This is a genomic window from Rhodopirellula maiorica SM1 (genome assembly GCF_000346295.1).
Classification (GTDB): domain Bacteria; phylum Planctomycetota; class Planctomycetia; order Pirellulales; family Pirellulaceae; genus Novipirellula; species Novipirellula maiorica.
Genome location: NZ_ANOG01000309.1, coordinates 1 through 11,983, shown reverse-complemented (window position 1 = coordinate 11,983; position 11,983 = coordinate 1). Strand labels below are relative to the sequence as shown.

At 54.9% G+C, this 11,983-nt stretch carries 9 protein-coding genes; 3 read left to right on the top strand and 6 right to left on the bottom strand.

Features of this window, described 5'->3' with window-relative positions; translation table 11 throughout:
• Window positions 1-2,314, top strand: a 2,314-nt coding sequence (locus RMSM_RS10040; protein ID WP_040765114.1) for a DUF1588 domain-containing protein, incomplete at its 5' end; no start/stop codon positions are given.
• Between the two features lie 86 nt (window positions 2,315-2,400).
• On the opposite strand, the gene RMSM_RS10035 is transcribed toward RMSM_RS10040, so the two are convergent.
• Window positions 2,401-3,516 carry a DUF2235 domain-containing protein gene (locus RMSM_RS10035; protein ID WP_160168273.1) on the bottom strand — a complete coding sequence of 372 codons (1,116 nt, stop codon included), beginning with the start codon at window positions 3,514-3,516 and terminating at the stop codon, window positions 2,401-2,403.
• A gap of 47 nt (window positions 3,517-3,563) precedes the next feature.
• Window positions 3,564-3,686, bottom strand: coding sequence for a hypothetical protein (locus tag RMSM_RS43385; protein ID WP_008695018.1), 123 nt, complete (start codon window positions 3,684-3,686; stop codon window positions 3,564-3,566).
• A gap of 71 nt (window positions 3,687-3,757) precedes the next feature.
• Between RMSM_RS43385 and RMSM_RS10030 the strand changes: the two genes are divergently transcribed.
• Window positions 3,758-4,624, top strand: coding sequence for an endonuclease/exonuclease/phosphatase family protein (locus RMSM_RS10030; protein WP_008695017.1), 867 nt, complete (start codon window positions 3,758-3,760; stop codon window positions 4,622-4,624).
• A 79-nt stretch (window positions 4,625-4,703) separates the two neighbouring features.
• On the opposite strand, the gene RMSM_RS10025 is transcribed toward RMSM_RS10030, so the two are convergent.
• On the bottom strand, window positions 4,704-6,047 hold the full coding sequence (locus RMSM_RS10025; RefSeq protein WP_144057533.1) for an MFS transporter: 1,344 nt from the start codon (window positions 6,045-6,047) through the stop codon (window positions 4,704-4,706).
• 353 nt (window positions 6,048-6,400) lie between these two features.
• Here RMSM_RS10025 and RMSM_RS10020 point away from each other — a divergent pair, with 353 nt between their 5' ends.
• Complete coding sequence (locus tag RMSM_RS10020) at window positions 6,401-7,912, top strand: outer membrane protein assembly factor BamB family protein (protein ID WP_144057534.1); 1,512 nt, start codon at window positions 6,401-6,403, stop codon at window positions 7,910-7,912.
• A 466-nt stretch (window positions 7,913-8,378) separates the two neighbouring features.
• Here the strand turns inward: RMSM_RS10020 and RMSM_RS10015 are convergent, their stop codons facing one another.
• The 3 genes from RMSM_RS10015 to RMSM_RS10005 form a co-directional block, all read right to left on the bottom strand.
• A complete protein-coding gene (locus RMSM_RS10015; RefSeq protein WP_236622076.1) occupies window positions 8,379-10,004 on the bottom strand; it encodes a YHYH protein in 1,626 nt (541 codons plus the stop codon).
• 140 nt (window positions 10,005-10,144) lie between these two features.
• Window positions 10,145-10,879, bottom strand: a complete 735-nt coding sequence (locus RMSM_RS10010) for a hypothetical protein (RefSeq protein WP_008695011.1) — start codon at window positions 10,877-10,879, stop codon at window positions 10,145-10,147.
• A gap of 16 nt (window positions 10,880-10,895) precedes the next feature.
• Window positions 10,896-11,983 (bottom strand): hypothetical protein (locus tag RMSM_RS10005; protein ID WP_236622075.1); only part of this gene is annotated, 1,088 nt, incomplete at its 5' end.

Sequence of the window (11,983 nt, the reverse complement as noted above, 5' to 3'; positions counted from 1 at the left end):
GGGGGCGGTGGATGAGATCAACGCCAGCACTTGGACGAGCGTTTGGGCTCAGGTCACCTTGAAAGAGATGCCGCCGCCGGACATGACGCAGCCTGAGGTCATCGAGCGACTGCAATTTTCCAACTGGGTCGTCAGCGAACTCTCGCGGGTCTTACGCGATAAGGGCGGTTTCCATGCTCACCGGGATCCTAACAAAGGCAACTTTGTCGATCACGAACTGCTGTTCGGTCCGCTGCCCGATGACATCAAGCTGCAACCCACCTCTTCGCCTGCACGCATTTGGCGAGTTAGTCCCGAGGAACACATCACCCGGCTGAATGAACTGATCAATACCGAACCGGCATTCGATCCGAAAAAGCCGGGGCTACGCACCCATGGCGATGCCGTTCCAACCAACCACGGCGGCGAACTGAAGCTGTACTTCGGTACCGATCGCATCATCAAATGGCAAGGCGGGACGGTCGCCTATGCCACCGCGGTCAAGAGTGTCCCGGCCGTATTGTCCTCGGCTCGCGACCACGGACTGGAAAACTATCCCGACTTCTACACCGTCAACAGTGCCGAAGCGACTCAAATCATGGGGATCGCGGACAACATCCTACGTTATATGGCCGAAGGCCCGCTGAGCATTGCCGAGCCTTACCAGATCACAGACGATCCCAACTCGATCGCGGACAAAATGAAAGGCGATCTTCGTGGACTGCCCACCAGTTTGGTCTACAGCACCAAGGTGGTTCGTCCGCTAACGCCGGTCTATGATCTGATCAAAACAGACGATGCGAGCGACGAACAACTGCGCGCCGCCGTGGATTATTTGTTCGAAGCGTTGACCTTTCGGCCACCAAGCAAAACCGAATCGGACGCCTATCTAACGATCGTCAAACAATCGATCGACAAGCTTGGCAAAAAGAAGGGTGCGACTCTGGGTTTGTCATCCATTTTCCTCGATCGTGACGCACTCTTCCGACCGGAACTGGTCTCCTATGGAAAACCGGACCAACATGGACGCGTCATGCTGCAGGACTGGGAATTGGGGCTGGCCGTCAATCATGCGCTGCGTTATCTCCGGCCCGATGAACCTCTACGCGATGCGATTGTCGATGGACGTATGCGCAGCCGAGATGACGTCGAACGCGAAGTGCGGCGGATGTTAGCGGACGACAGCATCCGCAAGCCAAGGATCTTGCAATTCTTTCGCGACTACTTTGATTACGACAAAGGCGGGTACATTTGCAAAGATACAAAAGCGCTTGCGGATACCGGTGCGGACAGCCGTGGTGTGAACCATTACCGTGCCATGTTTGATGCAACGGCCAGCACCGATCGCTTGATCGAAATGATTCTGCAGGAAGATCGAGATGTTTTGAAGCAATTACTGACCACCGACAAGGTCGTGGCCGCTGAGCGCGACAACATCTACTTTGGCCGACAACGCAGCAAAGAAGAGCGAGCCGCGTCGATTGCTGCTGAGCGAAAAGCAGCGGCCGCGGCAGCAAAGGAAGCTGCAGCGGAGCTGGAGGCTTGGAAGCAGGCCAACCCCGATAAAAAACCGCCGGCAAAGAAACCGACGAGGCGGCCGTACGTCCATCACGGCGTCGAGGAAGTGGACCTTTCGGGGCCAACGATCTACGCTCGTGTCAGCCGTCGTAGTTTTGGCCGGGGATCGATGAAACCGGAACGCACGCTGGCGACCGCCCCCGAAGGCCAACGACTGGGCATCCTGACTCATCCTGCTTGGCTTGTTTCGCACTCCGATGCAATGGACAATCATGCCATCCGCCGTGGCCATTGGATCCAAGAGCGACTGCTGGGTGGCGGTATTCCCGATGTGCCGATCACGGTGGACGCGATGCTGCCGGACGAACCGAAAAGCACGCTTCGTGAGCGAATGCGGGTCACGCGTGAAGACTACTGTTGGACATGTCACAAGAAGATGGATCCGCTGGGGTTGCCGTTTGAGATGTACAATCATGCGGGTCTGTATCGCGAGCTGGAACTTGAGAAACCGGTTGACACGACAGGCGAGATCATCGATTCGGGCGTCCCTGGATTGGATGGCAAAGTCGCTAACGCGATCGAGTTGATCGAGCGAATTGCCGAGAGCGAGCGAGCCGAGCAGGTATTTGTCCGTCATGCGTTTCGCTTCTGGATGGGCCGCAACGAAACGCTCAACGACGCCCCGGTGCTGCAGGCGGCCCACCGCGCCTACAAAGATAGCGGAGGCAGTATGAACGAACTGCTTGTTTCGCTGCTCACCTCCGACGCGTTCCTGTACCGCACCCGCAGTGATTCAGCGTTAGCCGAAGCGAATTAGCCAGTACGGCCGGTAGGAACCGGCCCTACGTTGTCGAGAATAATTAATCTAAGGCTGCCAACTGCCTCGCACCGCAGCGTCCGGCATCACGACTGAAATTCGTATCGCGACTCCGGTTCAACCTCGAACTCATCTGGCCAATTGGAAGGCTTGTATCCCAAGTGCGTCTCATTGTATCGCCGCACCGCTGACTGATGGATCCAACACGCCTCCGAATCGGACTCTCCGGCTGAACGGCTCGTTGGTTTCCTCCGCCGAAACAGGTGGGGAAGCGGAACAGGCGACGGGTAGGTCTGTTTCGGAAAGAATTCGGCCCACCACCATTTCCAAGTTAGCGAACGATGCATCGGTCCTGAGTGATCAGGGCTGCTGCCTTCGGCGAGCACACGTTCCACACGTGAATCGTCGAGCAAGACGCCGCCGACATCACGTGCTTGAACCAGCATCCATTCCAGGGCTGTCTTCGCCAAACCACTTTCATCTTTGGGGTAGCCGCCACCGATATCGCTATGGACGCCCGCAAACCAGACTTCTTTAAAGTCTTGATGCATCCGACGTTTGAATAGGTTTTGCGCAAAGAATGCTCGATGCTCGTCGATCGAAACCGCATGTCGGATGACGTCGACGCTCGGATTGCTGGCGGTAAATGCATACGACAAATAGTCGTATGCCCACGACACGGAAGACACCGTGTCCCAAAGTCCTAAGAAAATGAACGGCTTTACATCGAATCGCTGTGAAAATTGTTTTCGGAAGCGGCCAAGATGGGCAAAGTCCAAACTGCGTCCTTTCCGCAGCTCGATCTCTGCCATCGCATATTGCACGAGTTGCCGGTTTCCCGGTTGCAGGATCCCTACGCTGTGCAACAGTGCGGCCACGACACGAGCCGCGTAGGCGCCGCGACTAAATCCAAACAAACAGATGCGGTCCCCCGGCTGATAGTGCTGTGCGATATACCAGTAAGCGTCTTCGATTGTCTTGCGATAGCCGGCTCCGAACGCAAGTCCCATCACTTTGCTGAACGCTCGGCCAGGACGTGTCAAAGCCATACTTGGACTGAAAGTACCAACCCCAGGTTGATAGAAGGCGACCTGCCGCTGCGCATCAATGACAAGCGAGTAGTGCAGCCGGAGCACATTGGTTTGATCGCTGTCAAATTGGTTCCCCGTTCCGTCGCAGCATACAACGATATTTTTTCCCAACGTTCTATCTCCATCATCAACCGCCCCCGAATACATGTGGTTAAATTTTACTCGATGTGCATCGAGCTAGGGGCAAGCGACTGCATCCGGTAGCCGCCGATGCAGCGATTTCCAGCCAAGTAGGGCCGGTTCCCACCGGCCAACGAGCGAAACCCAAAGTTGGCGTGCATTTTGGCCCTCGGAAATGGGATGCGGATGGATTTATCCGGTACAATCCTCCTCAACACTTCTGGAGAACACAATGGCTATCTCTCGCCGAAAATTCTGTGGCACGCTTGCTGCCAGCCTCGCAGTAGCAAACGCCAGTTCGTATGCGGATGATTCGACGAACACGCCTCTGCGAGTTATCGCCTACAACATCTATGGACTGACGGGGTGGCCCAAGCAACGCAGCTTGGCGACGCAGGCCGTTGCGAAAGGCCAAATGGCACGGCGACTGGCGATGGAACTGGCGCTGCACGAACCCGACATCATCAACTTCTCAGAGTCCCCCGCAGAGGAACTAACTCAAGAAGTTGCGAAGCTGCTGGGAATGAATCACGTTCGATTTGCGAGCGGCGGAAGTTGGCCAGGCACGCTGCTGAGCAAATATGAGCTCAGCGAATTTCACAACGCTCCGATGGCGACCGAGCGACCAAAAGAATTGTTCACTCGGCACTGGGGAAACGCGACAGTCGTGCTGCCCGGTGGTGAACCGCTGATCGTCCATTCGGCCCATCTCTACCCAACCGCCGAACCGACGGTGCGACTGAAAGAGATTCGGGTGATGATCGAATCGATGAAGCCGGATCTGGATGCTGGGCGGTCGATGCTTCTCATTGGCGACCTGAATCACGGCCCTGACACCAAGGAATACCAGCTTTGGATCGATGCTGGATGGACCGATACATTCGCTCAAGTTGGCAAGGGCGACGGCCCCACGATCAAGGCCGATATCCCCAAGTGGCGGATCGATTACGTGATGGCCGCGGGACCGATCGCAGATCAGATGGTTGAATCGAGACCGCTGTTTGAGGGCGCCTTCCGCTTGCATATTGACGACAAGGAATCGTTTGCCTTGAGCGACCACCTCCCACAATTGGCAGTGTTTGACGTAGCAAAACGTTAGTCTATAGCCAACGACCTCTTGGATCTCCAAACGCGTGACACGGAGCATGACCAGCATTAGATGGCTGCTGCGAGACAAGCTATTGCGGGCGATCGGCGCGGGGTGATGTGGCGAGCAAGAGCAGGGCGGCGGCGGCACACAACAACGTCGCGGCGCGGTAGCTTCCAAATTGGTCGTGTGCCACACTGAACAAGTAGGGTCCGACCGCGGTTCCCGCCACCACGATCGATGTTGAAAACCCGGAGATCGCACCGAGATGCGTGCGGCCGTAAAACCGCGGCCACGTTACTCCGGAAATGATGCCGAACATCCCTTGCATCAATCCCATCCCCACGACCACAAACACGACTGACGTGCCAGTCCCCAAGAACGCCAGGCTCAGCGAGAGCGTCAAACTGCCGATCAGCTGCACCATCGCCAAATACTTCAACTTGACGAAATCGCTGAGCCAACTGCCGATAAATTCCACCACCACGCTGACCCCGGCGGCGGGCAAGAAAATCGCGACCGCTTGCCGACGCGTCATTCCCGCATCGGCAAAGATCGAGACGACATGAAAGGAAAATGCCGTCAGTAGCAGGCCCGAGAGAACCACGCTGAGCGTGAACACCCAAAAGCTGTAGGTTCGCCGCGCCTCCGAAAGAGTGAATTGACGACCACTCATCGTCTCGGCGTGCGTCTTACGGTTCCGCTTTGCATACGGCCCATCGGGCAACATCCCATGATCTTCGGGTTTCGATCGTCCCAAACAAAAAGCGACCAAGGCATACACTGCCACGATCACCGCAATCGTTTGCCAAGCCCACGACCAACCGCCTTGCTGGATGAGCCATTCAAACAGCGGCGGTGTTGCCGAAAAACCAAAGGCGACTGAAATCCCAATGAACGCAAGCGCCATTCCACGTCGTTTTTCGAACCACTCCAGCACCATGTTGCGTGAAGAGAGCGTCAGCATACCTTGGCCAAAAAATCGCATCGCGAAAAAACCGAGCGTCAAGACCGCGAACGAGACATGGTCGCGGTAGGTACCGGGTAACATCGACGCAGCGGATTGGGCAATCACCGCTGAAAAGCTCATCGCCGTCAACACCAGCGCCAACATGGCGGCCGACGCTGCAGAGACCCAGCGGCCACCGAATCGGTCATACAACCGCCCCGCACGACTGATCAACACCGCGCTTGCAATCGTCCCCGCCAGGTAGGAAAAACTGATCCAGCTGCGTGACAACTGGTGGGCTTCGATTAAAAAATCCGTAAACACCGAAACACCGACGGTTTGTCCCGGCGCGCTGGCCAATACCCCCAATGTGCCGCATACCAACACAACCGTCCCGTAAAAGAACGGCAGCCGAGCCGGATCGAAGGGAAAACTGCCCAATCGCGGCCGATGGTGAAGCTGTGGTGTCGCGTTGTCAGATTTCATGCGTGTTACCATCACAAAAAGGAAGATGCAAGAATTGGAACGTACAGAGCGATCCAAGTCAGCGGGGATTGACATAGGAATGTCGGTTGGCGGCTGGCCATCGCCCCAGATTCTCAATGGCGTGCTCGAATCGATGCAACGAAACGGCCTCCAAGAAAACGCGTCAAAAAAGCCTTCGCAGTGCATATCCCTATTCCCCCCATGGGGCACTCCCCAGCGACGCATTCGATCCCAAAGTCGACTAAAGTAGATGGCATTCAGCAACCACCTTCGCCCTCTCTTTTTTCAATCTTCTAGGCAATTAGAAAGTGACACCTCGGCCCCCTTTCGCATTGTTCGTCATCGTTTTGGTGATGGTATCAACCACGTTTGCTCAGGATCGCTGGCCCGAACATCGTGGGCCTCAGCACAACTACCACCTGGCCTCCGAGACGACGTACCCTACCCGCTGGAGCGGGACAACGAACAACAATATTCGCTGGAGATCGCCACTTCCCGAAACTGGTCACAGTGGCATCGCCGTCTGGGGCGACCGACTGTTCCTGACCTGCTTTCGCAAACTCACCGCGGACGACAACGGCCCCAAAGGCACGTGGGTCTCTGAAACTCGGGGCTATTGTCTGGATGCAAATTCAGGAAAGATCCTGTGGAGCTGCGATCTTCCCGGGCGGCGGCCGAACCAAGTCAACGGCACCTTCACCGATTCAACGACGCCCACGCCGGTGACCAATGGCACGCATGTCTGGTTCGTCAACGCGGGCGGCTTTATGGCATGCCATACCCTGGATGGCCAACGAGTGTGGGGCAAGGAATTTGAAGTTCGCACCAAACATTCGGCGAAACAATTTCAACCTTTTCTGCACGACGGCCGCCTCTATTACGCCATGATGCGAGACGCAGTGGATCCCAAACGCCGCCCCCAGACGGCCAGCGATTACGACAAAAACAGTAAAACCGGCTGGCCATGGATGTATGCCCGGTGCTTCGATGCGCTAACGGGAAAGCCCACCGGCATCATGCCCGAAGGGATCAGCGTTCATAGCAAGGGCGCACTCGGTTCGCTGGCGGGTGAAACCGTGTTGCTGCACGCCAAAGGCGGCAGCCACAACCCTCCGGAAAAACCCTACGGCATCCGTCTGTCACGGCTGAATGAAGCTCACAAATTGGTCTGGGAACGACAGGGATTGTCGTTCGAAGGGACAGACTTTATCGACGAGAAGCATGCCTATTGTTTCGACCGAAACGATTTCTTTGTGCTCGATCTGGCAACCGGCGAGACAGTGAAGCGAATCCGCATTCGTGGCACCGGCAGCCTCATCGCATTCGACGAAAACGCCGGCCGCTACCGAAAGCCCACAGACGCGCCCGAACTAAAATCACCTCATCTGCTGACACACCGCACCAATATCGGCGTCGGCAAGTATCACTTTTTCATGGGCGGCCAGCCCGGCATTCTGGGCCGTATCGACATCGAGACCGAACAAGTCAGCTATCTGCAAGTACCGGTTCAGGTCATTGTCGAGAATGGCAAGAAGAAGTTTTCATGGAGCGAATTCAAGTCCGGCGACGCAACAGGATCAGGCTTTACTGTTGAAGGTGACCGCCGTCGTCTGGGGCACGGGTTCGGACACATCTCGGCCGCCACGCCAATTGTCGTAAACAATCATATCTACTTTTCGACCGTGCTCGGGACGGTCTACGTTGTCGACGCGACCGCGGAACTATTTGACGAAAATGCGTTGGTGGCAGTGAACGATCTTGGCATGCCGGGTGAGACGTGGACATTGAGTCCCTTCACAGCCGCAGGCGGACATCTTTATCAACGAACCAGTCGAGAGATCATCTGCATCGGAGAAGAACGCTGAGACGAAATCTAGCGTGAACAATCCGTTTGCCCTACGAAAGAGCACGAATCCGACTCAAAAACCGTGTTCTTAATCTTACTCATACTCATACTCTTAATCTTAATCCCCTTTCACCGCCGAATCGCTCGTTCGTCCCGATACTTCAAGTCCGATATTAAATCGATTTATCTTGAGCCGCGGATCAGCCTTGAGTCGAATCAAAGTTGTCTCACTCATGTTGGCACAGAGGAGCACTCGCATCGGAGCGAGACTTGGGTAGTGAGTAAGATTATGATTGAGAGAGGAAAATCAGGTTTGTGCGAGAGCTAGGCCAGCCTTTTGCGTTCGCCTTCGATAACGAAACAAGAGTCCAGCTGCGATAACGACGACAAACATCGATCCGGCAACGATCAGCCATAATCCGCTTCGAGTCCGCGTGTATTGGTAGTCCAAGGTGCCTTGAGCCAACGTGATATCCGCGATGCTTTTAGCAGTTCGTCACGTGTGACTTTTGTCGATGCAAATTCGGTTTTTCGGACAAAGCAAAGACCGTGACGTGATACTTCTTGACGCCCGGCCCCTTCGATCGCATCGGGTCATATTCCGTGTGTCCCTTGTCGTTGTAGCCTGCGGTCCCAATCCCATGAGCATTCGCCGGCAAGCTGGTGACATCGGCTGGGATGTTGTAGAGCAACCAGTACGACTTGATGTCGCCGGGACCGGGCGTATGCCACAGGTTCAGTGCATAGCACTGGGTCCCCGCAGGCCCCTTTGTCCATGCAAGCGGAGGCGAGTGCCCCGCTCCGTCTCCGGTGAACTCAATGGGCATCTCATTGCCAGCGGCAAAGGCAGGACTGGTGACCGTCAACATGGGCATCCCACTTGGTAAGTGATGGCTCAAATCGACATTGGTTCCCAATGCATCCGACAATGGCATGTAGGGCTTGCCGCTGCGACTGCGGTAGGATTCGGTTCGCGTTTTTCCCGAAGGTTCTTGAAACGTGAAATCAACACTGCCATCATTCTTGACCACATAGTGAATCGTTCCCTTGCGTCCCGAAACGTCGTACTCGAGTTGAAATCGGTTACCATTTCGATCGAACCCCGTAATCTTTGCATCGCGAAGTGGTCGCAGCGCAGGCCGTAGCGGTTCAGCCCGCGGCTGCGGATCGACTTGGCCATCACGCTTGGTCACTTCACCATAGAAACCGCCATTCAGATAGGGATAGGTTTTCTGGGCGTGATAGTGGTAGTTGCCCGAGGCATCTTTGTGCCCGCCCAGGTTGTCCAGCGGAGCGAAATCCGTAGCCTGCTCGTCTTGATAACCGAAGATCGGATAGCCGTCCAAGGCGTAGGCAATCGGATTTCCGTTACCGGTGGCTTCTTCGAGATGAACGGGAGCGATGTGGTAGTGATAATCATCCGCGCGACCGCAATGGCCACCGTACTGATCCAATTCGCCAAACAAAAAAGCGTCGTCGCCGCGATTGTTCAGCGGATTAAAGATGGGCACTCCGTTGACAGCCAGTGCGATTGCTCCACGCAAAAAGTCATTCTTGGTGGACATCGGATTCTTCGCAGGCACCGGATATAGCGGAATTCGCCAGGCGTTGTCTGCAATGTACTTCTGCGGCAGCGGAACTTGTTGCTGCCACGCACGAATACCGATCATCATCGGATGCTCTGGCAAACCATTGGAACCAACGTATAGAAAATTTTTGTCCCAATGAAGCTGCAATGCCTTCTGAAAAGGTTTGAAGTACTCGCCGATTGCCGGCATTGACTTGGTATCCGTCGTGCTCCGGATGGTGGCATCGGTTGGCGGATTCAGCATGGCAAGCTGCGTTTCGCGGTGCTGATTCAAGAGTTTGATTTCCTCGCACCGAGCTTCGATCCACGCTTGATCCGAAGCGACCAAGTGGTCGATCGCGATCCTTGCCAACTTTCCATCCGCTCGACGAATCTGGACATCATCATCAATGACACAGACAAAGGATCCATGCAGATGGGAGCCGTCGGCAGCGACCGACCAGGTTCGCGACGCACTGGATACGTGTGAATCGTCGTGGGAGCCAACCTCGTGTGCCGACAAATTCACTGAGCTGAAATTCATCGTGCCTATGCCCAGCATTAGACCGGTGACGAGCGAGACGAGGTAGCGAACATTCATGCAACTAAATTCTTTGTTAGGAAAAGCGTTGAATTCGAACCGGCCGGGCACTTTACGACTGCGTCATTACAGCGGCCGGTAGGTCATCGCCTTGGTTTCCTGGGTGGCGAATTTGGAACGATGTCGTTGAGGTTCGAGAAATCAGGACGAGATTTGCCATCGGGTGATGTGGTGACGACGTGCCGAAAGATGACGGTGTTGTCGAGTTCGATATCGTCAGTCCAGATAAATTTCGCCCCTTCGAAATCATGCGCAAAAAACGGCTCCTTCGGCCCCACTTGTTCCTGCGTATACTCCTTTGCGGTCCCCCAAGCACTGTCGTCAAAGTCGATTGCGTACCAATTTTCGGGAATCTCTAAGTTTTCGACTCGCGGGTTCTTGGTGTCATGATCAATCGGTCCATGTGAAAAAGCACGTGCTCTCCAGGTGGCATTGGTCACGGTGCCGTCACCGAATTTTAGAATGAAACCCGCGTCCCCGATTTGAGTGTTGGCGTACTCCATACCTGTTTCGGCATCCGCATTGTCCTTGGCCATCACGGCAATCGTCATGGGATAAGCCGGCAGAATGTCGACCGAGACGACGTTGTGTGGCATGAATTTGATCGAGTCGACCGCGACCAGTTCGCCGTTGATATACATCACAAACCAATTGTCGGCATACAGGTTCGCCTTCACCGTGTCGCTTAATTGAGGTTTCCCAATCTTGCCTTTAGTCGAAGCTTGATTCGACGGACGTTGCGCCCAGGCGTACTGCGCAAGTTGGGCTGTGAAGACGAGAGCAACGATTGCGATAACGCTATAAACGAGTCGTTTCATATTGATTTACTTTCCTTTATTCGAATTCCACGACACGTTCACGGTCGTGATGGGATTGGTGATCAAAATAGTCCGGTGCAAGTGCTCGTTCTTCCATCAAGGTCATCGTCAACGTCACGTCCTCAGGTCCATAGGGCATCTCGACGAATCGCATTTGACGAATTTGACCGTTCGATGCGGCGTAACGAATTTCGACTCGAGCGGGCCCTGGAAAACCTGGCTTCTTTGTCGCCACTATCAATTGGTTGGGCTCATCATTCGCCTTGTCCATTGACGGTTCGGTTTCGACAGACCTCACTTGCAAATCATAGGCGGTGTGCAGTGCATCGAGGCCATCATGAAGATTGTTGATTGGCAAGGACCGCTCATGTCCGGGCAGGTCTCGATTGAATCGCGTCAGATCATCGCTATACCGAACGGGGCCATCCGGCCGCACCGCCCAACTCGTCAACCCATTGCTTCCCGTGATAAAAAAATCTCCTTGCCCGACTTTCCGCTTCAACACAAATTGGTACGCACCACGAACATCTAAAATTGCACCATCCAAGGATGGTTTCGGAGGACGGCCATGCTCTGGCGTGTTGCGTCGTCGATTCTGCCGACGAGTCGTTTTCTCTTCGACCGAAATCAGGAACGTGCGATCGAGTGATCGGGCATTGGCCTTCATAATTCGGTCAAGCTCAAGTCCCGCCGCGGAGGCAGTGGGAGCACTCCAGGAATGCCAAAACAACAATGTGCCGAGCAACACTATGCACGCTGTCGTCGCCAAAGCAATCGGGACACGTTTCCACCAATGGCCGTCAGATGCATTCGACTGCAATACCACGTGTTGTTCACTTTGATCGAAAGACGCTAATTCGTTCTGCGTCATCATTTCATTTCGCAGCCGATCATGCAGCATCAACTCCGAAGCAAATTGCCGAGCATGCAGTGGATCTAATTTGATCCACTGGCTTAGCCGCTGCAACTGTTCACGGGACAGTGAATCGTCGAGGTATCCGTCAATCAAATCTCGCATGTCCGAGTTCATTGAGCGCCCGCCTCCAAGTCTTTTTCGCTCAACACACTCTCTCAATTGGTCGCGAACTCGCTGTAATGCCTTAG

Excerpts from the sequence above, each read along its gene's own strand:
- RMSM_RS10020 (WP_144057534.1), top strand. The coding sequence starts at position 6,401 with ATGGTATCAACCACGTTTGCTCAGGATCGCTGGCCCGAACATCGTGGG.
- RMSM_RS10025 (WP_144057533.1), bottom strand. The coding sequence starts at position 6,047 with ATGAAATCTGACAACGCGACACCACAGCTTCACCATCGGCCGCGATTG.
- RMSM_RS10015 (WP_236622076.1), bottom strand. The coding sequence starts at position 10,004 with ATGAATTTCAGCTCAGTGAATTTGTCGGCACACGAGGTTGGCTCCCAC.
- RMSM_RS10030 (WP_008695017.1), top strand. The coding sequence starts at position 3,758 with ATGGCTATCTCTCGCCGAAAATTCTGTGGCACGCTTGCTGCCAGCCTC.
- RMSM_RS10010 (WP_008695011.1), bottom strand. The coding sequence starts at position 10,879 with ATGAAACGACTCGTTTATAGCGTTATCGCAATCGTTGCTCTCGTCTTC.
- RMSM_RS43385 (WP_008695018.1), bottom strand. The coding sequence starts at position 3,686 with ATGCACGCCAACTTTGGGTTTCGCTCGTTGGCCGGTGGGAACCGGCCC.